Raw genomic sequence first — 25,889 nt, forward strand, 5'->3', positions numbered from 1 at the left:
TGGAGCAGAGATAGGTCTGCTAGTTATTATTTTTTACGAACAAACTAGCAAAGCTGAACAGGCTGGCAGCGCTAAATATCAGTTCGATCCCTACCAGGGTTGACACCAATGTCACAGAAACCATTGGCGTTGCGCCAAGGAAGATCCAGGCAATGACGATATCCAGCACGCCAATAACGAGTTGTAACCAACTGCCTTTCATTGAGCGCTGGCGATACCAACTCATCAGGCGAATAACCCCTGCGACACAGAACAATCCTGCAATAAACGCCGCAATGGCGAAAATCCCCAGTTCTGGTGCACGGATGAAGAAATAGCCGATCAATAAATAGGCTATCGCCACGAGGAAACCCGATAATACAGGCCAGAAATTATGACTGCGGTTGCTGAATAATCCAACAATAAGCGCAATACCCGAACAGATTAATAATACGCCAACGACTGTGCTTAGAATGTCGCCAGAAACAAACGGGAAACTGATACATAACAAACCGACGATAAACAGCAGCACGGCAATAAACTGGATCGCTCTGCGGTGCTTTTTAAGCATCTCCAGATCAAATTTTAAAATTGTTGCCTTATCTATATATAACATAGAACCACCCTATAAATTTAAGAAGGAAAACCCCTGCTATCAATCTATGCCAAAAATGCATCAGAGAATGCAGTTGATTTAATAAAAATTTCCTAATTACTGTGCTTGATGACTATGTAACCTATTGTATTATAATAAAAATATCTGATTTTGATATTTTGTCTCAACATGACATACCCAGAAAACCAGGTTATAACCTCAATGTCGAAATTGATTCGTGACGGCTCTTTCACTTTATAGTTGAGGATATTACGATGAAAAAAGTATTAGGCGTTATTCTAGGTGGTCTGCTTCTTCTGCCTGTAGTGAGCAATGCAGCCGATGCGCAAAAAGCAGCCGACAATAAAAAACCGGTCAACTCCTGGACCTGTGAAGATTTCCTGGCTGTAGACGAATCCTTCCAGCCGACTGCAGTCGGTTTTGCTGAGGCTCTAAATAATAAAGACAAACCAGAAGATGCGGTTTTAGATGTTCAGGGTATTGCAACCGTAACGCCTGCTATCGTTCAGGCTTGTACCCAGGATAAAAAAGCCAGCTTTAAAGATAAAGTTAAAGGCGAATGGGACAAAATCAAGAAAGATATGTAATTAAGGGAATGCGTTACATCGTATTTCCTTAAATATTGAACAGGCCGGAATACCTTGCGTTAAAAGCAGGTGATCCTCCTGTTCATATGTAAATTATTTATTGAATGGGTTGTAAAATGAATATTTCATCTCTACGTAAAGCCATTGTTTTCGTTGGCGCTGTAGCAGCTCTGTCACTGGTGAATGCGCAATCTGCACTGGCTGCTAATGAATCTGCTAAGGATATGACTTGTCAGGAGTTTATTGACCTGAATCCAAAAGCAATGACACCTGTTGCATGGTGGATGCTGCATGAAGAAACAGTTTATAAAGGCGGTGATACTGTAACCTTAAACGAAACTGACCTGACTCAGATCCCTAAAGTGATTGAATACTGTAAGAAAAATCCGCAGAAAAATTTGTATACCTTCAAAGATAAATTGGCAAATGTCCTGCCGAATTAACAGGAATAAAGCAAAAAGGAGTAGCAAGTTGAGCCATCTTGCTGCTCCTTTTTGCGTTTTTATATGACTAGCGAATTCATTATTCGTTTGATCCTGGCCGCAATTGTTTGTGGTGCTATTGGCATAGAAAGGCAAATACGCGGCAAAGGTGCTGGTTTACGTACCCATGTCTTGATTGGTATGGGCAGTGCGCTGTTTATGATTGTGTCGAAATATGGTTTTGCTGATGTGCTGGCGTTCGACCATGTCGGGCTTGATCCCAGCCGTATTGCCGCTCAGGTCGTCACTGGCGTCGGGTTTATCGGCGCGGGGAACATCCTCGTTCGTAATCAAAATATTGTCGGTTTAACTACCGCTGCGGATATTTGGGTAACAGCAGCGATCGGTATGGTGATTGGCAGCGGCATGTATGAACTGGGGATTTACGGTTCTGTAATGACCTTATTGGTGCTGGAAGTCTTCCATCAATTAACCTTCCGCCTGATGAGCAAAAATTATCATTTGCAGCTTACGTTGGTGAACGGTAATACAGTGTCGATGCTCGACTGGTTTAAGCAGAAAAAAATAAAAACAGATTTAGTTTCGTTGCAGGAAAGTGAAGATCATGAGGTGGTTGCTATTGATATCCAGCTTCATGCTACGACGCCGATAGAAGACCTGTTGCGATTACTAAAAGGAATGGCAGGGGTGAAAGGTGTTTCAATTAGCTGATGTTCATAATAGTTAATTCGACAGGAGTACCAGACTGGCACTCCCGTCGTATTTAATGATCGAGGACGATCAGTGGCGAATGATTAGCGGGATCGCTTAATACTGTAATATCCGCGCCGTAGAGCGTAGTTAGCGCCTGCTGCGTCAACACATCTTGCGGTTTGCCATTTGCGACAACTCTGCCTTTTTGCATTAATACGACACGGTCAGCATAACGGGCAGCAAGATTAAGATCGTGCAATACGCAGCAGACGTTAAATTGCCGTTCTCGAACTAACTGACGTAATAAACGAAATAGATGTTGTTGATGGTGAATATCCAACGCCGAAGTTGGTTCATCAAGAAATAACCATTTTGGCGAGGGTATTGCTTCCCAGAGTTGCACCAGCAGGCGGGCCAATTGCACACGCTGTTGTTCGCCGCCGGATAATTGCCGGTAGTCGCGGTTAGCTAACGACTGACAGTCACATAACGCCAGTATTTGTGCCGTTTCATCACCCTGATTACCGGTACGATAAGGATGTCGCCCCATCTGGATCACTTCTTGTACGCTGAATGGAAACGCCATATGGCTATTCTGACGCATCACGGCCCGGTGTTTCGCCAGTTCGGTAATTGACCATTCATTTAATGGCTTATTAAACAACCGGCATTCGCCGCTATCAGGTTGAAGATAGCCGGTTAGCTGGCGAAGCAGCGTGGATTTTCCCGCACCGTTAGGGCCGAGAATGGCAACAATTTCTCCGCCGGGAAAAGTCAGCGAGACATTGTCAGTCAGACGTCGCCCATGAAGGCTATAAACCAGGTTTTTGGCGCTGATCATGCGATCCTCCGGTTACGCAGAATCAACCACATAAAATAAGGCCCACCAAGCAGACTGGTTAATAATCCTACGGGCATTTCTGCTGGCTGTACCAGCGTGCGGGCAAGTGTGTCTGCCATCAGTAACAAACAGGCTCCGGCGAGGGCAGAGCAAGGGATTAGCCAGCGGTGATTCGCCCCGGTCGTCATGCGAATCAGATGCGGGATCACCAGGCCAATAAAACCGATAATGCCGCTTACCGATACCGCAGCACCAACCAGCAGCGAGCTAATCAACAGTAATTGTTGGCGTTTACGCTTTACGTTCACGCCGAGGTAATGGGCTTCTTCATCACCAAGTTGCAGCAAATTCAGCGTCCCGGCGAGACAGGTTGTTGCCATAATGGCTGGCAGAATGAATGAACTGGCGACCAATAATGTCGGCCATTGCGCCTGACCGAGATTGCCCATCATCCACAACGTGAGTTGTCGTAGCTGCTGCTCATCGCCTATATAGCTCAGTATGCCGATCGCCGCACCGCACAGGGCGTTGATGGCGATCCCGGCGAGTAACAATTGCATCATGCTGCCATCGCGATGGCGCTGCGTGATGAGAAAAATGACGGTGCAGACCACTAAACTTCCGGCGATGGCAAACACCATTTGCTCATAGAGCACCAGCACCACAGGGAAGGAAAAGGGCAGGACAATTGCCACGCCAACCATTAATGCTGAACCGCTACTGACGCCGAGCAATCCTGGGTCAGCCATGGGGTTGCGAAAAAGCCCCTGCATAATTACCCCAGCGGTTGCCAACGCTGCGCCTACCAGCACTGCCAGTAAAACGCGTGGCAGGCGAATATTCAGCCAGATATCGCGGTATTCCTCATCAAGAAGGGCGCTAAAGCTGATTTTTAACGCTCCCTGACTGGCACCGAACAGCACCAGGGCAAGCAATAATAGTGATAGCCCCATAAAGACACTGGCGGAAGAAAATGAATCCTTGAGCACGTAAAACTCCGTTATGACGTTGCGGCGCGGAGAGCCTGCGCCGCATGGGATTACGCCGGTTTCAGGCCCGGTTCAATCAGACTGTAGATCTGCTTATTGAGTGCTGGCGCGTTTGCCAGTTCATGAATGTGTGCGGCAACATCGGCACGGCGGACAAAACCATGACACTCCTGATTTTGTATCCGTTGTGCTTTGCCTGTTGCTGCGCCGTCAAGCAGTCCGCCAGGGCGGAGAATGGCGTAGTCAAGCCGGCTGGTTTGTAGCCAGCTTTCCGCCAGTGTTTTTTCCCGTACCGCCTGACCAAACGCGGCTTTTGCCCGCTCCGATAAGAACGGCCAGCTATCGCCGCATCCCAAAGAAGTCACCAGAATCATGCGTCTGATGTCTGCTTTTTCGGCTTCATCAATCACTGTTCTGTGCGCCAGATAATCCTGTGCGCCACCCATTGATGAGATGACAAGCGCATCCGGACCCGCAGCGCGACAGGCGGCTGCGACTATGCTGGCGTCACAAGCGTCACCAGTAAAAACCTGTACGCCTTGTTGCGCCAGCCTCGTGGCGGCATCGGCATGACGAACGACAGCGACGACCGGACGTTGTTCCGCCAGTGCCAGTTCGAGCGTTCTGGCTCCAACCCCCTTTCCGCCTGCGCCAAAGAGTAGCCAGGGCGTCATCAGGCGTGTTCCTTCAGAGATGCCGCCAGAGTATGGAAGGCGCTGACTTGTTCACTCAGGAGCTGACGATGCTCATCCCGACCGAGGAAAATTTTCAGCATGGCGTTGCCTTCTTTATTGAAAAAGAGAATAGAGGCGGTATCCATGCCCATAAATTTACGTTCGATCAAGGCAATATGCGTGCAGTTTTCTGCTTTGATATGCCCGGACATGCCCTGTTTTCCGCGCAGGTTGAAATAGCCGTGGCGATGGAAACCGGAAGGTAGTTCGCCGCTAAATTCGAGGATCACATCAGCGGTATGCACCAGCGTGGTGACCTTGCCCCATTCGCAGACGGTATCCCAGACAGTATCGAATTTATCGCCTGGCACGATTGTCGGGGAGGGGAGGTTTTTCACCACTTCCAGCAGTGAGGTATTGTATTGTTCGGCAATGGCCTCCAGCGTACCGTCTGGCTCCGTTTTCAAAAATTCCTGTAACGAGACATGGCTCATAAGTCACTCCTGTTATGGTTTTTCAAGCGCAATCGCTGGCGCATTAAGTATCTGAATTAGCTCATTAAGAGACTGCAAAATGTTGCTTGCCCAGAAACGACCTTCATTGGTCAACCGCAGGCAAGTTGAAGCATCGCGGCTTAAGCCTTTTTGGTGCCACTGAGCCAGTAACGGTGCGAGTTTTTCGGCATGTGGCGTAAGTTCGTCCAGCGGTACACGCGCCGTTTCAATACCCGACTGCAAGGTATGACGCCACTGCGCGTTACGTTCGGCGTTACGCATGAGCATCATCAACGGTTTTTTGCCTGCCGCGACGGATTCATGCCAGGTCTGAAGATTGCGTTCGTTCATCCAGGAGTAACCATTAATCGAACCGCCTGCGCCGGAACCAAAGGCCAGACAATCGGCACCTTGCTTAATCAGCAAGTTATAGAGATTGCGTTCGCGTGTGGTGCGGCCCCAGTGGCTGTTACTGATGCAGCGCCAGCCCGCGTCTTCCATAAAATCACATCCTTGCAGGTAAAGATCGCGACGTTCTGCCGGAGAGGGCACGGTAGTGCGCCCGTTTTCCACGGCTTTGCCCAGCGGCGTGTTGGGAAGGACGTTGAGCGCATAGAGATCGACGCCGTCGAGGCCGATATCACGGGCAATAGCCAGATCTTCTCCCCAGGTTTGTGCATCCTGACCAGGCAGGCCAAACAGCAGGTCGCAGACCACCGCAGCACGGTCGCGTTTGACCAGGCTTTCCATAAACGCAATGGCAGTTGGGCCATCTGAGGTGCGTGCCATCTTCTTGCGGATTTTGCTGTTAAATGACTGAATGCCAATCGAGAAGCGGTTTGCTCCCGCATCAAGGCAAGCGTCGATTCGGTCAGCGTCAAAATTCAGCACCCGGCCTTCAATCGTGATTTCGCAATCAGGTGCCAATGGCAGCTTTTCTCGTAATGTGGTGATGATTCTGGCCAAATCGCGTGCCGAAAGCGCGGAAGGCGTACCGCCACCGAAATAGACCGCATGGATGGGCGCGGACTGATGCAATACGTTGTCTGACTCCAGTTCGATTTCTCGAATCAGGGCGTTGGTATAATGAGCACACGCATCTTCATTAAAACGAGTCTGATAAAAACCGCAAAACGTGCAGTGTGTCGCACAAAATGGAATGTGCAGATAAACCAGTCGTTTACGTGGTGCTGCTGTTTGGTTGATCATCGCTTGCCAGGTTTGCGCCAGTTGCTCTTTGGCGACCGGAATAGCCCCGCGAAATGGCATCATGGCGCGTCTGTCTTTAAATGGCTGCGCACCGTCTAAAGCAAAATGTGGCTTGAGATCTAACGTAGTATTCGTATTCATATGTCTGATTCAAATCCATTTATTGCGGCCAAAGTTGCTGGTGTAACGACTCAACGACATCAGCAATACGCGGGCCCATTCCCAGAATCAGGTTTTGATCAACGGTGATAATACGCTGGTTCTTCCAGGCGGCAGTGTGGGTAATTCCGGCAATAGAACGCAGACGATTAATATCGCCATCGACCATTTGTGAGGTTACGACAATCACTTCAGGGTTAGCCGCAATCAGCGATTCCGCGCTGTAGCTTTTGTATTGCTGGTGGGTAGCGACGTTTTCTGCTCCGGCAAGCGACAAAATGGCGTCTGCGACGCTGCCTTTACCGGCAACCTGTGGCGCACTGCCGCCAGCAGAGAGGATAAACATCGCTTTAACCGGGGCTTTTTTTGCCGCCACGCTTTGCTGTACTCGCTCCAGGCGTTGATTGATTTGTGTCACCAGCGCGTCACCTTGTTCAGGAACCTGTAACGTTTTTGCCAGTTGATGAATGTTGGCGTACATCTGCTCAAGGGTGGCGGGTACACGCGGCAGAGTGACGACATTGACCTTTTGCGCCCGTAGCTGGTCGAGCACAATTTGCGGTCCTGCATCCTGCCAGGTAATTACGCTATCCGGGCGAAGTGACAAAATGCCTTCGCTGCTTAGCTGTTTCCAGTAGCCAATATGCGGCAGTTTGGCGGTTTCTGGTGGATAAGATGTCGTTTCATCGACACCAACCACGCGGTCGCCAGCGCCCATCGCGTAGATCAGCTCCGTCAGTGATCCTCCTGCGACCACAATGCGTTCGGCAGCCGTTGCACTAAAGGCCCAGCTAAGTGCCAACACTGCCGTAAACAGTTTTTTCATGGGGATACGTTTTACAGTGGTCTTCGCGGTGGAGGCCATAACTGAAATACATAACGTTAGTGGGGAAAAAAGAAACAGCCTGTTGGTGATCCTTGGCATCATATGAGAACTCGTATCAAATTGAGAATGATCATGATTATCATTTGAGTTATATATGAAACACAACCATCGATTCAATACACAAGGTGTTACAAGCGTATTTATTTTTGATTTTTATCAAGATGCTTCGTCAGCTAACGTTATTGTTGCCGACTAAATTTCAGGGCGGGAAAAAGCGGAGATCTCAGAGATATTGCGGCTTACAGAGCAAAGAGATGGGGAAATTATTGCCGTTAACGACAAAGCTTCGTGATGACGCCGTGGGGAATTACCACAAAAACAGGATGGTTTCCAGGAGACAAGATAGATGTCATAACCCCCTGTTTATTGTGCTAATAGCGGTTAAAAAAAAGCTTGATCATAAAAAATTGATCGATAATAATTCTCATTATCACGCTTGGCTTTAACAAAATATGACTATATGGATAACAAAATCATAGCTTTTGCGAAGGATAACGCACAGCACTCTTCACTTCAGACGTGGTGTACCACTTTGCCTGACAAAGAGGGCGTGCTTTTGCGCAATGGTCAGAAATACCAGGTAATTTCACGGGATATAAACGCCAATTAACTCACCCGGCTAATACTATCGCGTTGAATCACAAATAAATTTATTTTTCGCCAGCCACCCCGGTTTTTACCCAGGCAGCCAGCATTTTTTATTTTCCTCATGGAGAATCGCTATGTCACGTCCGCAATTTACCTCGTTGCGCTTGAGTTTGTTGGCTTTGGCTGTTTCTGCCAGCTTGCCGACGATTGCTTTTGCTACTGAAACCATGACCGTTACGGCAACAGGGAATGCACGCAGTTCCTTCGAAGCGCCAATGATGGTCAGTGTTATCGACACTTCCGCCCCTGAAAACCAAACGGCTACGTCAGCCACCGATCTACTGCGTCATGTTCCAGGGATTACCCTTGATGGTACTGGGCGTACAAATGGACAGGATGTGAATATGCGTGGCTATGACCATCGCGGCGTGTTGATTCTTGTTGATGGTGTTCGTCAGGGAACCGATACCGGGCACCTGAATGGGACTTTCCTCGATCCGGCGCTGATCAAACGTGTTGAGATTGTCCGTGGACCTTCGGCATTACTGTATGGCAGTGGCGCATTGGGAGGGGTTATCTCCTACGATACGGTCGATGCAAAAGATTTATTGCAGGAAGGACAAAGCAGCGGTTTTCGTGTCTTTGGCACTGGCGGCACGGGAGATCATAGCTTGGGGTTAGGCGCGAGTGCTTTTGGGCGAACGGAAAATCTGGATGGTATTGTGGCCTGGTCCAGCCGCGATCGTGGTGATTTACGCCAGAGCAATGGCGAAACCGCGCCGAATGATGAGGCCATTAATAACATGTTGGCGAAAGGGACCTGGCAAATTGATTCTGCCCAGGCTCTGAGTGGATTAGTGCGTTATTACAATAACGACGCGCGCGAACCAAAAAATCCGCAGACCGTTGAAGCTTCTGACAGCAGTAATCCGATGGTTGATCGTTCAACGATTCAACGTGATGCGCAACTTGCTTATAAACTCGCGCCAGTGGGCAACGACTGGTTAAATGCCGATGCAAAAGTTTACTGGTCGGAAGTCCGTATTAATGCCCAGAACACGGGGAGTTCCGGCGAATATCGTGAACAGACAACAAAAGGTGCCAAACTGGAGAACCGCTCCACGCTGTTTGCCGATAGTTTTGCTTCTCACCTGCTGACATATGGCGGTGAGTATTATCGTCAGGAACAGCATCCGGGCGGTGCGACAACGGGCTTCCCGCAAGCGAAAATCGATTTCAGCTCCGGCTGGCTACAGGATGAGATCACCTTACGCGATCTGCCGATTACCCTGCTCGGCGGAACCCGCTATGACAGCTATCGCGGCAGCAGTGATGGTTACAAAGATGTTGATGCCGACAAATGGTCGTCTCGCGCGGGGATGACTATCAACCCGACCAACTGGCTAATGTTATTTGGTTCGTATGCCCAGGCATTCCGTGCGCCGACGATGGGTGAAATGTACAACGATTCTAAGCACTTCTCGATTGGTCGCTTCTATACCAACTATTGGGTGCCGAACCCGAACTTACGTCCGGAAACCAACGAAACTCAGGAATACGGCTTTGGGCTGCGTTTTGATGACCTGATGTTGTCCAATGATGCCCTGGAATTTAAAGCCAGCTACTTTGATACCAAAGCGAAGGATTACATCTCCACAACCGTCGATTTCGCGGCGGCGACAACCATGTCTTATAACGTCCCGAACGCCAAAATCTGGGGTTGGGATGTAATGACGAAATATACCACTGACCTGTTTAGCCTTGATGTGGCCTATAACCGTACCCGCGGCAAAGACACCGATACCGGAGAATATATCTCCAGCATTAACCCGGATACCGTTACCAGCACCCTGAATATTCCGATCGCCCACAGTGGCTTCTCTGTCGGCTGGGTTGGTACGTTTGCCGATCGCTCAACACATGTCAGCAGCAGTTACAGCAAACAACCAGGCTACGGCGTGAATGATTTCTACGTTAGTTATCAAGGACAGCAGGCGCTCAAAGGCATGACCACCACTCTGGTACTGGGCAACGCCTTCGATAAAGAGTACTGGTCACCGCAGGGTATCCCGCAGGATGGTCGTAACGGAAAAATTTTCGTGAGTTATCAATGGTAATCATCAGCCCCGATATTTCGGGGCATTTATCTGGAAGGAAGAGAGACAATGAACCACTACACACGCTGGCTTGAGTTAAAAGAACAAAATCCCGGAAAGTACGCGCGTGACATCGCAGGTTTAATGAATATCAGCGAAGCAGAACTGGCATTTGCCCGTGTCACGCACGATGCGTGGCGGATGCGCGGCGATATTCGCGAAATTCTCGCGGCGCTGGAAAGCGTTGGCGAAACCAAATGTATCTGTCGTAATGAATATGCTGTTCATGAGCAAGTTGGGGCATTTACCAACCAGCATTTGAACGGCCATGCCGGATTAATACTCAATCCGCGCGCGCTGGATCTGCGTCTGTTTCTCAACCAGTGGGCCAGTGTTTTCCATATAAAAGAAACCACGGCTCGCGGCGAACGTCAGAGTGTTCAGTTCTTTGATCATCAGGGCGATGCGTTACTGAAAGTTTATGCCACCGACAATACCGATATGGCGGCATGGAGCGAGCTTCTGGCGCGTTTTATTGTCGAGGAAAATACGCCGCTTGAGTTAACAACGGTTGATGCACCTGCTGCGCATAGCAACGTCGATGCCAGTGCTGTAGAGCAAGAGTGGCGTGCGATGACGGATGTTCATCAGTTTTTTACGCTGCTCAAGCGGCATAACCTGACGCGCCAACAGGCGTTTAAACTGGTGGCAGACGATCTGGCCTGCAAAGTCGCCAATAGTGCGCTGGCGCAGATTCTGGAATCCGCCCAGCGAGATGGCAATGAGATCATGGTGTTTGTTGGCAACCGTGGCTGCGTACAAATTTTCACGGGTGTGGTAGAAAAAGTGGTGCCAATGAAAGGCTGGCTGAATATTTTCAACCCAACATTTACTCTTCATCTATTAGAAGAGAGCATCGCTGAAACCTGGGTTACCCGTAAACCGACCAGCGATGGCTACGTGACCAGCCTGGAATTGTTTGCCCATGATGGTACGCAGATTGCGCAACTTTATGGTCAACGTACAGAAGGCGAACAAGAGCAAGCGCAATGGCGTAAACAGATTGCGGCACTGACGCAAGAAGGCGTTGCTGCGTAACGTGTCATTGTCCGGAGGTCTGGCTGTCGCCGGGCCTCTTTATAAATATCGGCTGGAGAATTCAGACCAGATAATCAATATGTTGATGCCGTACCAGTTCGTTGATCCGCCTGAGGTTGAGGATCATCATAATATTGTGTTTATGGCAGTAGAATGTTTTTAATGAGATTTTTAGTTTTCCCAGAATATCTTCTGTCGTCATTTGATTTGCAATGCAGGTCAGAACCTGATGCTGTTTGCGCGAGAGTGACACATCCGCTTCTGGCGCAGAACAGTAACTGCCATTGAGCAGCGCGACAAAGTCAATAATCGTAATATTTCTCTGAACAAAAGTTACCGGGACTTTCCCCAGACAGCGTTTAATATTAAACGGCGAGAAAACAATGACATGGACAGGTTGCAGACGTTCAATTTTGTTGAGCATTGATGAGTGGAATACATTATTCATTAATGTATCAATAATCACCAAAGCACTCTGATGCAACGTTAAGTCAATCTCTTCTTCGTTCTGTATATGAACGACATTACCCTTACTCAAAATATTTTTCATTGCGGTGAAAAACATGATGTCTTTGGTAATTATAAGAAACATAACCGACTCCTGTTGCGAGCATTAACTTCATAATCAGGTTGCCAAAGGTAATAAACAGGGCAGGACTTATAATTATAGTTGTATATTAATATTCATATTAAAGATGCAGATATTTGGAAAATATCTGCATCTTTAAACTAAATTATTTCACCAGTTCTGGCGTTACCTGGCTAACCGCATTGGTGTAATAAGGTGCGCCCCAGCCGGGTTCTGGCCAGAATGCGCCGTAGCCGTAATCCCACAGGTTGTAGGTGGTGTTGACCACTTCTCTCAAATGCCACACCTGAATCCCCTGTACATTCACGTCAACGAAGTTATACGGGACTTTATTGATAAAACCTGGCTGTTCGCCCTGAATCGTGCCGAGAACGGTGACAAAGTGGTTACGGTAGTTCACTGGGTCAAGGAAGCCATTTTGTCTGGCGAGCAGGCGACCCTGATAGTTGGCTTCAATTTCAGGTTTGGCATAGCTATCCAGCGGTAATACGGCGATTTCTAACAACGTATCTGTTTTGCCGTTAATAACGTTGATAACCTTACCGCCAAAGCGTGCCTGTTGACCAACATACAAATTTGGTTGGTTATGAACAGCAACAAAACTTTTTTGAATATCAGGTTGGTTATTGCCTTTGATATTTTGCGGAATCGAACTACATGCGGCAAGAAAAAATGAAAGGCTGAAGATGAGTGCACCTTTTGTCTTGTTCATGTTACTATCCTTATCAACAAATGTTAAAACCATAATAGATATTTCTTTATGGTTTTCATCCAATTCTCAGGTGATATGCCTGATAGTAATGTAAACCTGTCTGATATTTATATCTTGAACATTAGTCCCAGAGAGAGCATTGCTGTGTGATGTTATTACCCGTCTATTTATAATACTAGTCCTTTATTTAACTATTTTAATTAATTTGTTTTTTCTCTTATGGAACATAGAGTGCTAATTATTATCATTATGGTGATAACTGTTTATTAAAAGGGAAACTATTTATCTGTGAGGGCAGGAAGCGCAATTTACTGAAATTGCACGATCTCGCATCCGCTAAGAAATGATACGCGCTGCGTCAACGAGTCGCCCCCTTTGTTTATTTTAATCGTTTACCTGAATCATCAACCACTTTCTCACCGTCTTCTTTGGTGAACGCCCCTTTCTGAGCATCCGGCAGGATCTCCAGCACTACTTCCGAAGGGCGGCACAGCCGGGTTCCCAACTGTGTTACCACAATTGGACGGTTAATCAGAATCGGGTGTTGCAACATAAAGTCGATTAACTGATCGTCAGTAAATTTATCGTCTGCAAGACTCAGTTCCTCATATGGTTCAACGTTTTTACGCAGCAGCGCGCGTACCGAAATTCCCATATCGGCAATGAGTTTGACCAGCTCGTCACGAGCCGGTGGGGTTTCCAGATAGTGGATAATAGTCGGTTCTGTACCGCTGTTGCGGATCATCTCCAGTGTATTACGCGACGTGCTGCAGGCCGGGTTGTGATAAATGGTAATGTTGCTCATATCAGTATCTCATTACAAAGTGAAAGAGAGACGTAGCGCCAGCGTGACCAGCGTTACAAACAGCACCGGCAGGGTCATAATAATTCCTGTACGGAAGTAATCCCCCCAGCTAATCGTCATATTCTTCTGCGAAAGTACGTGCAACCAGAGCAGTGTTGCCAGGCTACCAATTGGCGTAATTTTCGGCCCCAGATCGCAGCCAATAACGTTGGCGTAAACCATCGCTTCTTTGATCACGCCAGACGCCGTGCTGCCATCAATAGACAACGCACCAACCAGTACCGTAGGCATATTGTTCATAATAGAAGAGAGGAAGGCGGTCAGAAATCCGGTGCCCAGCGTCGCGGCCCACAGACCGTTATCTGCCAATACATTAAGTACGCCAGAAAGGTATTCTGTTAGCCCCGCATTGCGCAGGCCATAAACCACCAGATACATGCCGAGTGAGAAGATGACAATCTGCCAGGGTGCGCCGCGTAGCACTTTACCCGTATTGATAGCATGGCCGCGTTTAGCGATTACAAACAAAATTAGCGCGCCCACTGCCGCAATGGCGCTTACCGGGATACCGAGCGGTTCCAGAACGAAAAATCCCGCCAGCAAAAGCAATAAAACAACCCAGCCCGTTTTGAAGGTGGCAGGATCTTTAATTGCTTCGGCGGGAGATTTCAGCAATGCCATATCGTAGTTCTGTGGAATATCTTTGCGAAAGTAGAGATGCAACATCACCAGCGTGGCCAGTATTGCGGCGATGTCCACCGGCACCATGACCGAGGCATATTCGCTAAAGCCGAGGCCAAAGAAATCTGCCGAAACGATATTTACCAGGTTGGATACGATAAGCGGCAGGCTGGCGGTATCGGCAATGAATCCAGCCGCCATGACGAATGCAAGCGTTGTGCCTTTACTGAAACCTAAAGCCAGCAACATGGCGATAACGATCGGCGTCAAAATAAGTGCCGCGCCATCATTGGCAAACAGAGCCGCAACGGTCGCACCGAGCAGGACTATCCAGGTAAACAGCAAGCGGCCACGCCCATGACCCCAACGTGAAACATGCAGCGCCGCCCATTCGAAAAAACCGGATTCGTCCAGCAGCAGGCTGATGATAATAACGGCAATAAATGCAGTAGTCGCATTCCAGACAATATTCCACACCACAGGAATATCGCCCGGATGTACCACACCCGTAACTAACGCCAGTCCCGCGCCCAACGCCGCACTCCAGCCGATGCCTAAACCTTTCGGCTGCCAGATAACCAATATGATGGTCAGGACAAAAATAGCGCCTGCCAGTAACATAATGCCTCCCTGAAATAACATATGTGAAAATTCATATATGTGTGGGTGAATTTTTTAGCTGCAAATGGTCTTACTGTCTGCGGAACAATTTTGTCGGGCCAGGTTACGGACAATTGCCTGAACATTTTCCTGTTCACATCTCCAGGTCTGCTCAATAATTTTCGCAGCCCAGGAAGGAATATGCGGAGATAAACGGTAATGAACCCACTTACCTTGTTTGCGATCCAGCAATAAGCCGCTTTCACGCAGCAATGCCAGGTGGCGTGAGATCTTGGGCTGCGACTGATTCAGGGCAGTACAGAGATCACAGACGCATAACTCACCCATCTCGCTGAGCAGTAAAACGATACTCAAACGCGTTTCATCGGCAAGAATTTTGAACAGTTGGATGGGTAACAGAATTGACATATTGCGATCCTGATTGTTGCAGGTAGTGTCTCTCTTCGAAATGAATAAGTCAAAAACATATATGATTTAACGGATGTATAGGTGCAAAGGAAGGTAATGGGTGTGAATTAAGAGTTGGGTATTTATTTGAAAAGGGGTCTGAATCAGGACGTAAAAAAACCGACTTGTCGTCGGTTTTTTACTTTCCAGCCCAGAGTTGGTGGCCCTGGCCGGAGTGAGATAGTCATCATCTAACGCATCAATGCTAATACCATACTGAAACTATTGCAAGGACATGCTGCTTTTATAACCTATAAGTGCTGTATAATTATCCAGTTAGCTCTGAGGCATTTTCACTCTGGCAATGCGCATAAACGCTTTCAAAGTCCTGATCAGTGGTACGGGTGGTGCCGTTAATTGATGCTCTGGTCGGAGTGAGTTCTTATCTAACAATGAGACATGCGCCGTGACAGGCAATGGATGAGTAAGCGGATGCATTCTCACTCCATAGCATAGAGAAAACGGGTGATTGATAAAGCAATCATTGTTCTTGGGGCGTTAATTGCGTTGCTGGAACTGATCCGCTTCCTGCTTCAGCTTCTGAACTGATAGCGGAAACGTAGCTAAGGGCAAAGAGCACACCACTCTTTGCCCTTTAACATTTAACGCATAGTAACGAACTCTTCTGCCGCCGTCGGGTGAATAGCGACGGTGTTGTCGAAGTCTTTCTTGGTTGCGCCCATCTTCAGCGCTACCGCGAAGCCCTGCAACATTTCATCCATACCAAAACCAATACCATGAATACCGACAATCTTCTCTTCTGGCCCAACGCATACCAGCTTCATGCGGCACGGCTGGCGGTGAGTGGTGACAGCGGTATACATGGCGGTGAAAGAGGATTTATACACTTTCACCTGATCGTCGCCGTACTGCTCACGCGCCTGCGGTTCTGTTAAACCAACAGTACCAATCGGCGGATGGCTGAAAACGACGGTCGGAATATTGCTGTAATCCAGATGTTCATCCGGCTTGTTATTAAACAGGCGTTCAGAGAGACGACGACCCGCTGCTACTGCAACCGGCGTCAGTTCCACCGCGCCAGTGTTATCGCCCACCGCGTAAATACCTTCAACGTTAGTATTTTGATATTTATCGACGACGATATAACCTTTTTCGTTGGTTTTAACGCCAGCAGCTTCGAGGTTGATATTGTCATTGGCAGGTTCACGCCCAATCGCCCAAATCAGGCAATCCACCGTTTCACTGCGACCATCTTCCAGCTCCAGCGTCAGGCTGCCATCGGCATTTTTCACCACCGCTTTCGGGATTGCATTGGTGTGCAGTTGTGGGCCTTCGGCGTTCATCACCTCGACCAGTGTTTCAGTGATCATCGGATCAAAGCTGCGCAGTGGTGCGTGTTTACGCACAAACAGATGCGTTTTCGCGCCGAGGCCGTTAATCACGCCAGCCAGTTCAACGGCGATGTAACCTGCGCCAACAACCGCCACGCGCTCTGGTAAAGCGGGAAGGGCGAAGAAACCATCGGAATCAATGCCGTATTCCACGCCCGGAATATCCGGATGGCTCGGACGGCCACCGGTGGCGATCAGAATATGATCAGCAGTGATGGTTTCACCGTTAACTTCCAGCGTTTTGGCATCAACGAAGCGAGCAAAACCTTTGATTACATCGACGTTATTTTTACCGAGTACGTTTTCATAGGAGGTATGGATACGGTCGATATAGGCGGTACGGCTGGCGATCAATGTATCCCAGTTGAACTTATTAATGGTGGTATCAAAGCCATAATCCGGGCCGTACATGTGGATGGCTTCACGGATTTGCGCCGCGTGCCACATCACTTTTTTCGGCACGCAGCCGACGTTCACGCAGGTGCCGCCCAGTTCTTTGGCTTCAATCAGCGCGCATTTCTGGCCGTACATAGCCGCGCGGTTGATGGAGGCGATACCGCCGCTGCCGCCGCCGATGGCGATGTAATCATAGTGTTTAGTCATGACAGAGTGTCCTTATCGTTGATTACCGCGATTGTAGCGCGAGACGTAAAAGGTGCCAGCAATGGCTGCAATTACTCCGGTACGATCCAGTTTACGGTAGCGTGCCCGGTGCCTGCCGGAACCAGTTTGCTGTGTAGCCACGGCAGCACGTTATTCATTTGCTGTTCCAGCTTCCACGGAGGGTTAATGACAATCATGCCAGAAGCGGTCATGCCACGGCGATCGCTGTCTGGCAGCACCGCCAGTTCAATTTGCAGAATTTTGCGAATACCGGTCGCTTCCAGATCGTGGATCATGCGCTTAATTTGCTGACGCAGCACTACCGGATACCACAATGCGTAAGTGCCAGTGGCGAAACGTTTGTAGCCTTCTGCTATCCCACTGACCACCGCCTGATAGTCTGTTTTCATTTCATACGGCGGGTCGATAAGGATCAGGCCACGGCGGGAGACCGGCGGCAGTTTAGCTTTAAGCTGCAGGAAGCCGTCGGCTTTTTCTACGCGCGCACGGCTGTCTTTCTGAAATTCAGAACGCAGTAACGGATAATCGCTGGGGTGCAACTCGGTCAGTTGCAGGCTGTCTTGTTCACGCAGTAACTGACGGGCAATCAACGGCGAACCAGGGTAATAACGTAGCTGCCCACTACGGTTGAAGTGTTTTACCACATTGATGTACGACTCCAATTCTGCGGGCAGGTCATCCTGCTGCCAGATACGGGCGATGCCTTCGAGATATTCGCCTGTACGCTCGGCATGTTCGCTACTTAACTGATAACGCCCGGCACCCGCGTGGGTATCGAGATAGAGAAACGGTTTATCTTTCTCTTTCAGCGACTCGATGATCAGGCTCTGAACGGTATGTTTAAGGACGTCGGCGTGGTTGCCAGCGTGAAAGCTGTGGCGATAACTGAGCATGGGTAAAGGTGTTCCGGTAAGTAAAAATCGGCCCGTATTCGGGGCGCACAAAAGCGTATCAGAACAGTATACCGAAAAGAGGCCGCTGCCGCGAAAGCGTAACGTTTCTCATTGAAATTCACTACACTTAACCCCATGCTATTACCCATTACGCGTCGGATGGCATCGGCCTACCAAAGTAGGTCGGATAAGACGCCTGCGTCGCATCCGGCGAAAGCGCCTGCGAGCGTTTCGTTCCCCCTATTTAACCAGGACTGTACCTATGACGAATCCGTTACTGACTCCCTTTGAACTCCCGCCGTTTTCAAAAATCCTCCCGGAACATGTGGTTCCAGCCGTCACTAAGGCGTTGAACGACTGCCGCGAAAATGTAGAGCGCGTGGTAGCGCAAGGGGCACCGTACACCTGGGAAAATCTCTGCCAGCCGCTTGCAGAAGTCGATGATGTACTGGGACGTATTTTCTCCCCGGTTAGCCACCTGAACTCGGTGAAAAATAGCCCGGAACTGCGTGAAGCTTACGAACAAACGCTGCCGCTGCTGTCGGAATACAGCACCTGGGTAGGGCAACATGAAGGGCTATATAAAGCGTACCGTGACCTGCGCGATGGCGATTACTACGCCACGCTGAACACAGCGCAGAAAAAAGCGGTTGATAACGCACTGCGTGATTTTGAACTTTCTGGCATCGGCCTGCCGAAAGAAAAACAGCAGCGTTACGGTGAGATTGCTACCCGTCTTTCCGAACTGGGCAACCAGTACAGCAACAACGTCCTCGATGCGACGATGGGCTGGACTAAACTCGTCACCGACGAAGCGGAACTGGCGGGTATGCCAGAAAGTGCGTTGGCTGCGGCAAAAGCTCAGGCCGAAGCGAAAGAACTGGAAGGTTACCTGCTGACGTTGGATATCCCAAGCTATCTGCCGGTAATGACCTACTGCGACAACCAGGCCCTGCGTGAAGAGATGTATCGCGCTTACAGCACCCGCGCCTCCGATCAAGGCCCGAACGCTGGTAAGTGGGACAACAGTAAAGTGATGGAAGAGATCCTCACCTTGCGTCATGAACTGGCGCAATTGCTGGGTTTTGAAAACTACGCCTTTAAATCACTCGCCACTAAAATGGCAGAAAATCCGCAGCAGGTGCTTGATTTCTTAACCGATCTGGCAAAACGCGCACGTCCACAAGGTGAAAAAGAACTGGCGCAACTGCGCGCCTTCGCCAAAGCCGAATTTGGCGTCGATGAGTTGCAGCCGTGGGATATTGCGTACTACAGCGAAAAACAAAAACAGCATCTTTATAGCATCAGCGACGAACAACTGCGTCCGTACTTTCCGGAAAACAAAGCGGTTAACGGCCTGTTTGAAGTGGTTAAACGTATTTACGGCATCACCGCCAAAGAGCGTAAGGATGTCGATGTCTGGCATCCGGATGTACGTTTCTTCGAACTCTATGACGAGAACAACGAACTGCGCGGCAGCTTCTACCTCGATCTGTATGCCCGTGAAAACAAGCGCGGCGGGGCGTGGATGGATGACTGCGTAGGCCAGATGCGTAAAGCCGACGGTTCGCTGCAAAAACCGGTCGCTTACCTGACCTGTAACTTCAACCGTCCGGTGAATGGTAAACCGGCGCTGTTTACCCACGACGAAGTGATCACCCTGTTCCATGAGTTCGGTCACGGCCTGCATCATATGCTGACCCGCATCGAGACCGCAGGCGTTTCCGGTATCAACGGGGTGCCGTGGGATGCAGTCGAACTGCCGAGTCAGTTTATGGAAAACTGGTGCTGGGAGCCGGAGGCGCTGGCGTTTATCTCTGGTCATTATGAAACCGGCGAACCGCTGCCGAAAGAGCTGCTGGATAAAATGCTGGCGGCGAAAAACTACCAGGCAGCGCTGTTTATTCTGCGTCAACTGGAGTTCGGCCTGTTCGATTTCCGTCTGCACGCGGAGTTCCGTCCTGAACAAGGCGCGAAGATCCTCGAAACGCTGGCAGAAATCAAAAAACTGGTTGCCGTGGTGCCGTCTCCGTCCTGGGGGCGTTTCCCACATGCTTTCAGCCACATTTTTGCCGGAGGTTATGCAGCAGGTTACTACAGCTACCTGTGGGCCGACGTGCTGGCAGCGGATGCCTTCTCACGCTTTGAAGAAGAGGGTATTTTCAACCGTGAAACCGGACAGTCATTCCTCGACAATATTCTGAGCCGTGGCGGTTCAGAAGAGCCGATGGAGCTGTTCAAACGCTTCCGTGGTCGTGAACCGCAACTGGATGCGATGCTGGAGCATTACGGCATTAAGGGCTGATCAGTCAGTGAAAATCTGCTTAATTGATGAATCGGGCACCGGAGACGGTGCCTTATCTGTTCTGGCGACCCGCTGGGGGCTGGAGCACGATGAAGACAACCTGATGGCCTTAGTGTTAACGCCGGAGCATCTGGAACTGCGCAAGCGCGATGAGCCGAAACTTGGCGGTATTTTTGTTGATTTTGTTGGTGGAGCGATGGCACACCGACGCAGATTCGGCGGCGGACGCGGTGAGGCGGTAGCAAAAGCGGTGGGCATTAAGGGTGATTATCTGCCGGATGTAGTCGATGCCACTGCAGGTTTGGGGCGCGATGCCTTTGTGCTGGCTTCGGTGGGCTGCCGCGTGCGGATGCTGGAGCGTAATCCGGTGGTTGCCGCGCTGCTCGATGATGGCCTGGCGCGTGGCTATGCCGATGCGGAAATCGGCGGCTGGTTACAGGAACGTTTGCAGTTAATTCACGCCTCCAGCCTGACGGCGCTGACCGATATTACCCCGCGCCCACAGGTGGTCTATCTCGACCCGATGTTCCCGCATAAGCAGAAAAGTGCGTTAGTGAAAAAAGAGATGCGCGTGTTTCAGTCGCTGGTTGGGCCGGATCTCGATGCGGATGGGTTGCTGGAGCCTGCTCGCCAGTTAGCGACAAAACGCGTGGTGGTCAAACGGCCGGACTACGCCCCGCCGCTGGCGAATGTCGCCACGCCTAACGCGGTCGTTACCAAAGGGCATCGCTTTGATATTTATGCCGGGACACCAGCGTAAAAGTAAACCGGGTAGCGTTACTGCTACCCGGTTTGCTGCAGGAAAAATTAATTGCTTTCTGGCGTCTCAATCATCCGTTTCAGCCACGGCACCATCAGCAGCATTACCACCGCAACGCCCAGCGTGACCAGACCAATTTTGCTAAACACATCGATGTAGACCGGTAATGTCTGTAGCGGATCGGTAATGTTGTCCGGCACGGCGGTAAATGTCGCTACATAGCCGCCCAGCAAGAATGCGGCTGCCTGCGTCAGGAACCACATCCCGAGAATAAATCCCATCAAATGCTGCGGCACCAGCGCAGCAATCATCGCCAGACCCAGGGCGCTAATAAACAGTTCACCCAGGCTCTGGAACAAGTAAACCAGGACGATAAACCACGGCGATGTCAGTCCCTGGGCATCAGCAAACCACATCCCCGCAGCGGCGGCAGTCAGAAAACCCAATGAACACATAAACATGCCAAGGGTGAATTTCATCGGCATCGAGAGATCTTTGCCTTTGCTGCCCAGACGGGTATAGATAGTCGCCAGTACCGGGCTGGCAATGACCACCCAGAACGGATTGAGCGCCTGGAAGCTGACCGGGTTGATGGAAAAGCCGAGGATTTCATGATGCACGTTGTTGATGGCAAAGAAGTTCAGTGATGTTGGCATCTGGGCGTAGAGGATGTAAAACACCACCGCTTCGAGCATCAGCACAAAGGCGACAAACATCTTGTTGCGCCCGGTTTTATCCAGCTTGAATGCCTGACGGAAGAAAATAATGGTGACGACGATGGAGAGGACTATCAGCACCAGGTTGGCAACTTCCACGTTGTGCATCAGCCATGCGCAGACGAAGATCATCACCACGCTGCCAATCAACACGTACAACAGTTTGCTGAAGCTCATTGGTCGGAAGTCTGGCGCAGAACCAATATCTTTTACCATTCCACGACAGGCGATGTAGACCAGTAACGCGACAATTAACCCCGCACCGCACAGATTATAGGTGACGGAATAACCAAATCTGTCAGCGATAACTGGTGCCAGCGATAATGCTATCAACGAGCCGATGTTGATTGACATGTAAAACAGGGTGAAAGCGCCATCGAGCCGCGGATCTTTTGGCGGATAGCACTTAGAAAGCAAGCTGGCAGGGTTGGCTTTAAACAAGCCGTTGCCGACGGCGATAGTCCCCAGCGCGATGAAGATCAGGTCAGGTTTGAGTAACGACATCCCGGTCATAAAGTAGCCAATCGCCAGCACAATTGCCCCGAGAACAATGGTGCGTTTGGTTCCCAATAGATGGTCGCCAACATAACCGCCGATCGAGATAAGGCCATAGACCAGCGCCGCAAAGGCACCAAAGGTGACAAAGGCTTGCTCTTGTGAAAATCCGAGCTGTTTAACGAAGAAAACCGCCAGCACGCCTTGCACGCCGTAGTAGCCGAATCGTTCCCATAATTCGACAAAAAAGATCATAAAAAATGGGCGAGGTTGCTGCAGCATCCCAGTGGGTGTTGTTGTATTCATATTTATTAACCTTCCAATACCGTCCTGAAAAGTATGAACGCGTAAGTGATTGCGCGCGAAAGATTTTACACGCGTCTAAAATTCTTAATATTGATGTAATGAATGCATTAATGCACTATCACAGCAAAAATAACCAGCCAATCATGCTGATGTTTTTATGTGTAATGGCGTTACATGCTTTTTTATGGGGTGTAAATTTGAATTGCTCGCTACGCAGGTGAGCTTTCTGACTGCAGATTAACATCGGCTCAAAACAAAAAGCAGAACGCCCGCATGAGCGGGCGTTCAGGAGCAAGTAGAGGGGAATGATTATTCTTCTTCGTCACGCAGTGGAACAATCAGCATATCAACGTGAACGGTGTTGATTAGCTGGCGTGCGGAAGACATCAGTTTGCTCCAGAAGTCCTGGTGATGACCACAAACCACCAGATCCATATCGTATTTCTTGATCGCATCAACCAGAACCTGACCCAGATCGCCGCTGCCGCTCAGAGTTTCAGTAATTGGGTAGCCTGCGTTAGTGGAAAGCTCAGTCAGCGCGTGATGAGTCTCTTCGGAAATGCGTTTCTGCATATCACCCAGATTCACATCAATAAGTCCGGTGTATAGGTCAGAGTAGTTTACATCTACGTGGATCAGAGAAACCTTCGCATTGTAGGGGCGGGCCATAGAGACCGCTTTCTCTACCAGAACTTTGCTTTCCGGGGAGAGATCGACCGCGATGAGAATGTGTTTATAAGCCATAGTGTTACTCCTTCCATAAAGTTGTCGATGACTGGCCAGCTAGCGTTTCTTGTGCCGTTACGTCACCCGCGTCCTGCGAACTACGTGCGCGGGGCTAACCCAGCCGTAAAGATTCAGTGTTAAGACCATCCTTACCTTATAGCGACCTGGATGATCCGTCAATCCGCCTTGCTTACCAATCAGATAATCAAATTTTCGACATGAATATATTGATAGTGGTTAACCTTATGGAAAAAAAACAACCTGATCTCCTACACTATCTATAGAGCCGCTCGGATGTTCGTTACGACAAAAGCGGTTTCTCCAGGACCTGGTGTTAACTGATTGGCAGCGTATCGGGAGCGGTAGCCCCGGGGTGGAACTCTGTGGGCAGGTCGCCGGGGAGGAGGTATGATAAGCACCGTCGCATTATTTTGGGCTTTATGTGTCGTTTGCATTGTTAACATGGCGCGCTATTTCTCATCACTACGCGCGTTGTTAGTGGTACTGCGTAATTGCGATCCATTGCTCTATCAATATGTTGATGGAGGGGGCTTTTTTACCTCACATGGCCAACCCAACAAACAGGTTCGTCTCGTTTGGTATATCTATGCTCAGAGGTATCGTGATCATCACGATGATGAGTTTATTCGTCGCTGCGAGCGTGTGCGTCGGCAGTTTATCCTGACCAGCGCATTGTGTGGTCTGGTGGTGATAAGCCTGATTGCATTGATGATTTGGCATTAAGTACCACGGCAATAAGGCATAAAAAAAGCGGGCCAGAAAACTGACCCGCTCGTTTTTATGCGTGCGATTACAGGAACTGCAAGGAGATCCAGTACAACCCGCCGGAGAGCAGCACTGCAGCCGGGAGGGTAAACACCCAGGCCATCAGAATGCTGGTTACCGTTTTACGCTGCAAGCCACCGCCATCAACGACCATCGTCCCCGCTACGGAAGAGGAGAGTACGTGAGTGGTGGAAACAGGCATCCCGGTATAACTCGCCAGACCGATAGACACCGCCGCCGTCATCTGGGCAGACATCCCCTGAGCGTAGGTCATGCCTTTCTTACCGATTTTCTCACCGATAGTCGTCGCCACACGACGCCAGCCAATCATCGTCCCGATACCTAACGCCAGCGCGACCGCCATGATGATCCATACCGGAGCATACTCGATGGTGCTAAGCATATCGGACTTCAATTTCTTCAACAGACGCTGATCATCCGCAGTGACGCCAGGCATTTTCACCACTTTGTCGATAGTGTCAGAAACGCACAGCATAATGCGGCGCATCTGGCTACGCTGGTCAAGCGACAGCTTGTCGTAGCTTTCCACATCGGCGGTCAACATGCCCTTCAGGCGGTTGAGCGCGTTAATGGTATTCGACGGATGGCAATGGAACTCCGCAGGCTGTGTTGCGCCTGCTTCCGGAGTCGGCACTAACTGATCAGCACCGGTCGCCTGTTTGAGCAGCGCAGGGTGTTGCTCAAAGTAAGCTTCCACGTTGTTGATAGCATCGCGGGTACGAGTGATTTCGTAACCTGTGGCATTCATATTAACCACGAAGCCTGCTGGTGCGACGCCAATCAGTACCAGCATAACCAGACCAATGCCTTTCTGACCATCGTTCGCTCCGTGAGAAAACGCCACGCCGACAGCGGAAAGGATCAGTGCGATACGTGTCCAGAACGGCGGCTTTTTCTTACCGTCTTTCTTTTCACGCTCCGCTGGGGTCAGGTGGATACGGGCGCGTTTCTTGGTGCCGCTCCAGTAGCGACGCAGCAAGAAAATCAGACCACCAGCAAACACCAGGCCGACAATAGGGGAAACGATCAGAGATGCGAAAATACTTAATACTTTCGGGATATTGAGTGCATCCACTACTGACGTACCGGTCATCAACGCATTGGTTAAACCAATACCGATAATCGCGCCAATCAGCGTATGGGAGCTGGATGCAGGCAAACCAAAGTACCACGTACCAAGGTTCCAGATAATCGCCGCCAGCAACATAGAGAACACCATAGCAAGGCCATGAGACGATCCCATATTAAGCAGCAGATCTGTCGGCAGCATATGCACAATGGCATAGGCAACACTAAGACCACCCAGCAAAACACCCAGGAAGTTGAACACTGCCGCCATAACCACTGCGAGCTGAGAACGCATCGCGCGGGTATAGATGACAGTTGCCACGGCGTTGGCGGTGTCATGGAAACCATTGATGGCTTCGTAGAACAGCACAAAAGCCAGTGCAAGCAATAATAACAGCCCGGTATGCAAATCCAGGCCAGCAAACAAATGTAGCATAGGACGTTACGCCATTTTGAGGACATGAACGCGGCGCATTATCAGTGACTTTCGCGGCGCGGGCAAAGTGAAATATAGATTTTTTTGATTTGCCTCCTGTATGAATTTCACTCAAAAAATAATTATCTTATATAATTCAGATAAATACTTCCCCTAAGTAATATTGATGCTGGTGCGGCCACTGAGGAATCTTT

Annotated in this window: 26 protein-coding genes; 9 read left to right on the forward strand and 17 right to left on the reverse strand. The window is 49.7% G+C overall.

Features of this window, described 5'->3' with window-relative positions:
* Positions 1-19 precede the first annotated feature (19 nt).
* A complete protein-coding gene (gene hdeD, locus A1WG_RS12010) occupies positions 20-595 on the reverse strand; it encodes an acid-resistance protein HdeD (protein WP_000965682.1) in 576 nt (191 codons plus the stop codon).
* Positions 596-849: 254 nt separating this feature from the next.
* Between hdeD and hdeA the strand changes: the two genes are divergently transcribed.
* The 3 genes from hdeA (at position 850) to A1WG_RS11995 (ending at position 2,336) form a co-directional block, all read left to right on the forward strand.
* Positions 850-1,182, forward strand: coding sequence for an acid-activated periplasmic chaperone HdeA (gene hdeA / locus A1WG_RS12005; protein WP_000756548.1), 333 nt, complete (start codon positions 850-852; stop codon positions 1,180-1,182).
* 116 nt (positions 1,183-1,298) lie between these two features.
* Complete coding sequence (gene hdeB, locus A1WG_RS12000; RefSeq protein WP_001517295.1) at positions 1,299-1,625, forward strand: acid-activated periplasmic chaperone HdeB; 327 nt, start codon at positions 1,299-1,301, stop codon at positions 1,623-1,625.
* A 63-nt stretch (positions 1,626-1,688) separates the two neighbouring features.
* Positions 1,689-2,336, forward strand: a complete 648-nt coding sequence (locus A1WG_RS11995; protein ID WP_001517294.1) for an MgtC/SapB family protein — start codon at positions 1,689-1,691, stop codon at positions 2,334-2,336.
* A 52-nt stretch (positions 2,337-2,388) separates the two neighbouring features.
* Here the strand turns inward: A1WG_RS11995 and A1WG_RS11990 are convergent, their stop codons facing one another.
* The 6 genes from A1WG_RS11990 to shuT are packed head-to-tail and all read right to left on the reverse strand — an operon-like array spanning position 2,389 to position 7,609.
* Complete coding sequence (locus A1WG_RS11990) at positions 2,389-3,159, reverse strand: heme ABC transporter ATP-binding protein (RefSeq protein ID WP_001517293.1); 771 nt, start codon at positions 3,157-3,159, stop codon at positions 2,389-2,391.
* A complete protein-coding gene (gene shuU, locus A1WG_RS11985) occupies positions 3,156-4,148 on the reverse strand; it encodes a heme ABC transporter permease ShuU/ChuU (protein ID WP_000910396.1) in 993 nt (330 codons plus the stop codon). The genes A1WG_RS11990 and shuU overlap by 4 nt, the downstream gene beginning before the upstream one ends.
* 50 nt (positions 4,149-4,198) lie before the next feature.
* Positions 4,199-4,822, reverse strand: coding sequence for an anaerobilin reductase (gene chuY, locus A1WG_RS11980; protein ID WP_000189366.1), 624 nt, complete (start codon positions 4,820-4,822; stop codon positions 4,199-4,201).
* Complete coding sequence (hutX, locus tag A1WG_RS11975; RefSeq protein ID WP_001517292.1) at positions 4,822-5,316, reverse strand: heme utilization cystosolic carrier protein HutX; 495 nt, start codon at positions 5,314-5,316, stop codon at positions 4,822-4,824. The genes chuY and hutX overlap by 1 nt, the downstream gene beginning before the upstream one ends.
* A gap of 12 nt (positions 5,317-5,328) precedes the next feature.
* A complete protein-coding gene (gene hutW / locus A1WG_RS11970) occupies positions 5,329-6,666 on the reverse strand; it encodes a heme anaerobic degradation radical SAM methyltransferase ChuW/HutW (RefSeq protein WP_016242564.1) in 1,338 nt (445 codons plus the stop codon).
* A 19-nt stretch (positions 6,667-6,685) separates the two neighbouring features.
* On the reverse strand, positions 6,686-7,609 hold the full coding sequence (gene shuT, locus A1WG_RS11965; protein WP_010381027.1) for a heme ABC transporter substrate-binding protein ShuT: 924 nt from the start codon (positions 7,607-7,609) through the stop codon (positions 6,686-6,688).
* A 776-nt stretch (positions 7,610-8,385) separates the two neighbouring features.
* Here shuT and chuA point away from each other — a divergent pair.
* Together chuA and chuS are read left to right on the forward strand one after the other, a co-directional pair.
* Complete coding sequence (gene chuA, locus A1WG_RS11960; RefSeq protein WP_306173772.1) at positions 8,386-10,275, forward strand: TonB-dependent heme/hemoglobin receptor ChuA/ShuA; 1,890 nt, start codon at positions 8,386-8,388, stop codon at positions 10,273-10,275.
* A gap of 48 nt (positions 10,276-10,323) precedes the next feature.
* Positions 10,324-11,352 (forward strand): hematinate-forming heme oxygenase ChuS, encoded by a 1,029-nt coding sequence (gene chuS, locus A1WG_RS11955; RefSeq protein WP_001017197.1) that lies wholly within the window; start codon positions 10,324-10,326, stop codon positions 11,350-11,352.
* Between the two features lie 61 nt (positions 11,353-11,413).
* On the opposite strand, the gene A1WG_RS11950 is transcribed toward chuS, so the two are convergent.
* From A1WG_RS11950 to arsR, 5 genes are all read right to left on the reverse strand, one after another.
* A complete protein-coding gene (locus tag A1WG_RS11950; protein WP_000478606.1) occupies positions 11,414-11,944 on the reverse strand; it encodes a helix-turn-helix domain-containing protein in 531 nt (176 codons plus the stop codon).
* A 142-nt stretch (positions 11,945-12,086) separates the two neighbouring features.
* Positions 12,087-12,653, reverse strand: a complete 567-nt coding sequence (slp, locus tag A1WG_RS11945) for an outer membrane lipoprotein Slp (protein ID WP_001044202.1) — start codon at positions 12,651-12,653, stop codon at positions 12,087-12,089.
* A 379-nt stretch (positions 12,654-13,032) separates the two neighbouring features.
* Entirely contained in the window at positions 13,033-13,458 is a 426-nt protein-coding gene (gene arsC / locus A1WG_RS11940; RefSeq protein WP_001517289.1) for a glutaredoxin-dependent arsenate reductase, read from the reverse strand.
* 12 nt (positions 13,459-13,470) lie between these two features.
* Positions 13,471-14,760, reverse strand: a complete 1,290-nt coding sequence (gene arsB, locus A1WG_RS11935) for an arsenite/antimonite:H(+) antiporter ArsB (protein ID WP_001517288.1) — start codon at positions 14,758-14,760, stop codon at positions 13,471-13,473.
* Between the two features lie 54 nt (positions 14,761-14,814).
* Positions 14,815-15,168 (reverse strand): As(III)-sensing metalloregulatory transcriptional repressor ArsR, encoded by a 354-nt coding sequence (arsR, locus tag A1WG_RS11930; protein ID WP_000025636.1) that lies wholly within the window; start codon positions 15,166-15,168, stop codon positions 14,815-14,817.
* Between the two features lie 504 nt (positions 15,169-15,672).
* On the opposite strand from arsR, the gene dinQ reads away from it, so the two are divergent.
* Positions 15,673-15,756 (forward strand): damage-inducible type I toxin DinQ, encoded by an 84-nt coding sequence (dinQ, locus tag A1WG_RS0121800; protein WP_001295215.1) that lies wholly within the window; start codon positions 15,673-15,675, stop codon positions 15,754-15,756.
* A 53-nt stretch (positions 15,757-15,809) separates the two neighbouring features.
* Here the strand turns inward: dinQ and gorA are convergent, their stop codons facing one another.
* Entirely contained in the window at positions 15,810-17,162 is a 1,353-nt protein-coding gene (gorA, locus tag A1WG_RS11920) for a glutathione-disulfide reductase (protein ID WP_001517286.1), read from the reverse strand.
* 71 nt (positions 17,163-17,233) lie between these two features.
* A complete protein-coding gene (gene rlmJ, locus A1WG_RS11915; protein WP_001517285.1) occupies positions 17,234-18,076 on the reverse strand; it encodes a 23S rRNA (adenine(2030)-N(6))-methyltransferase in 843 nt (280 codons plus the stop codon).
* Between the two features lie 262 nt (positions 18,077-18,338).
* Between rlmJ and prlC the strand changes: the two genes are divergently transcribed.
* On the forward strand, positions 18,339-20,381 hold the full coding sequence (gene prlC / locus A1WG_RS11910) for an oligopeptidase A (protein ID WP_000184159.1): 2,043 nt from the start codon (positions 18,339-18,341) through the stop codon (positions 20,379-20,381).
* Positions 20,382-20,388: 7 nt separating this feature from the next.
* Complete coding sequence (gene rsmJ / locus A1WG_RS11905) at positions 20,389-21,141, forward strand: 16S rRNA (guanine(1516)-N(2))-methyltransferase RsmJ (protein ID WP_001517284.1); 753 nt, start codon at positions 20,389-20,391, stop codon at positions 21,139-21,141.
* Positions 21,142-21,188: 47 nt separating this feature from the next.
* Here the strand turns inward: rsmJ and dtpB are convergent, their stop codons facing one another.
* Positions 21,189-22,658, reverse strand: coding sequence for a dipeptide/tripeptide permease DtpB (dtpB, locus tag A1WG_RS11900; RefSeq protein ID WP_001098671.1), 1,470 nt, complete (start codon positions 22,656-22,658; stop codon positions 21,189-21,191).
* A 309-nt stretch (positions 22,659-22,967) separates the two neighbouring features.
* Entirely contained in the window at positions 22,968-23,402 is a 435-nt protein-coding gene (gene uspA / locus A1WG_RS11895; protein WP_000323571.1) for a universal stress protein UspA, read from the reverse strand.
* Between the two features lie 390 nt (positions 23,403-23,792).
* On the opposite strand from uspA, the gene uspB reads away from it, so the two are divergent.
* Positions 23,793-24,128 (forward strand): universal stress protein UspB, encoded by a 336-nt coding sequence (gene uspB / locus A1WG_RS11890; RefSeq protein WP_000626185.1) that lies wholly within the window; start codon positions 23,793-23,795, stop codon positions 24,126-24,128.
* 67 nt (positions 24,129-24,195) lie between these two features.
* Here the strand turns inward: uspB and pitA are convergent, their stop codons facing one another.
* Positions 24,196-25,695, reverse strand: a complete 1,500-nt coding sequence (pitA, locus tag A1WG_RS11885; RefSeq protein WP_000902773.1) for an inorganic phosphate transporter PitA — start codon at positions 25,693-25,695, stop codon at positions 24,196-24,198.
* Positions 25,696-25,889 lie beyond the last annotated feature (194 nt).

It is taken from the genome of Escherichia sp. KTE96, assembly GCF_000408525.1.
GTDB lineage: Bacteria > Pseudomonadota > Gammaproteobacteria > Enterobacterales > Enterobacteriaceae > Escherichia > Escherichia marmotae.

Excerpts from the sequence above, each read along its gene's own strand:
- hdeB (WP_001517295.1), top strand. The coding sequence starts at position 1,299 with ATGAATATTTCATCTCTACGTAAAGCCATTGTTTTCGTTGGCGCTGTA.
- dtpB (WP_001098671.1), bottom strand. The coding sequence starts at position 22,658 with ATGAATACAACAACACCCACTGGGATGCTGCAGCAACCTCGCCCATTT.
- A1WG_RS11995 (WP_001517294.1), top strand. The coding sequence starts at position 1,689 with ATGACTAGCGAATTCATTATTCGTTTGATCCTGGCCGCAATTGTTTGT.
- hdeD (WP_000965682.1), bottom strand. The coding sequence starts at position 595 with ATGTTATATATAGATAAGGCAACAATTTTAAAATTTGATCTGGAGATG.
- uspB (WP_000626185.1), top strand. The coding sequence starts at position 23,793 with ATGATAAGCACCGTCGCATTATTTTGGGCTTTATGTGTCGTTTGCATT.
- chuS (WP_001017197.1), top strand. The coding sequence starts at position 10,324 with ATGAACCACTACACACGCTGGCTTGAGTTAAAAGAACAAAATCCCGGA.
- hutW (WP_016242564.1), bottom strand. The coding sequence starts at position 6,666 with ATGAATACGAATACTACGTTAGATCTCAAGCCACATTTTGCTTTAGAC.
- slp (WP_001044202.1), bottom strand. The coding sequence starts at position 12,653 with ATGAACAAGACAAAAGGTGCACTCATCTTCAGCCTTTCATTTTTTCTT.
- uspA (WP_000323571.1), bottom strand. The coding sequence starts at position 23,402 with ATGGCTTATAAACACATTCTCATCGCGGTCGATCTCTCCCCGGAAAGC.
- A1WG_RS11990 (WP_001517293.1), bottom strand. The coding sequence starts at position 3,159 with ATGATCAGCGCCAAAAACCTGGTTTATAGCCTTCATGGGCGACGTCTG.
- arsR (WP_000025636.1), bottom strand. The coding sequence starts at position 15,168 with ATGTCAATTCTGTTACCCATCCAACTGTTCAAAATTCTTGCCGATGAA.
- hdeA (WP_000756548.1), top strand. The coding sequence starts at position 850 with ATGAAAAAAGTATTAGGCGTTATTCTAGGTGGTCTGCTTCTTCTGCCT.
- chuA (WP_306173772.1), top strand. The coding sequence starts at position 8,386 with ATGACCGTTACGGCAACAGGGAATGCACGCAGTTCCTTCGAAGCGCCA.
- gorA (WP_001517286.1), bottom strand. The coding sequence starts at position 17,162 with ATGACTAAACACTATGATTACATCGCCATCGGCGGCGGCAGCGGCGGT.
- chuY (WP_000189366.1), bottom strand. The coding sequence starts at position 4,822 with ATGACGCCCTGGCTACTCTTTGGCGCAGGCGGAAAGGGGGTTGGAGCC.
- arsB (WP_001517288.1), bottom strand. The coding sequence starts at position 14,760 with ATGTTACTGGCAGGCGCTATTTTTGTCCTGACCATCATATTGGTTATC.
- hutX (WP_001517292.1), bottom strand. The coding sequence starts at position 5,316 with ATGAGCCATGTCTCGTTACAGGAATTTTTGAAAACGGAGCCAGACGGT.
- shuT (WP_010381027.1), bottom strand. The coding sequence starts at position 7,609 with ATGCCAAGGATCACCAACAGGCTGTTTCTTTTTTCCCCACTAACGTTA.
- rlmJ (WP_001517285.1), bottom strand. The coding sequence starts at position 18,076 with ATGCTCAGTTATCGCCACAGCTTTCACGCTGGCAACCACGCCGACGTC.
- arsC (WP_001517289.1), bottom strand. The coding sequence starts at position 13,458 with ATGAGCAACATTACCATTTATCACAACCCGGCCTGCAGCACGTCGCGT.
- prlC (WP_000184159.1), top strand. The coding sequence starts at position 18,339 with ATGACGAATCCGTTACTGACTCCCTTTGAACTCCCGCCGTTTTCAAAA.
- pitA (WP_000902773.1), bottom strand. The coding sequence starts at position 25,695 with ATGCTACATTTGTTTGCTGGCCTGGATTTGCATACCGGGCTGTTATTA.
- A1WG_RS11950 (WP_000478606.1), bottom strand. The coding sequence starts at position 11,944 with ATGTTTCTTATAATTACCAAAGACATCATGTTTTTCACCGCAATGAAA.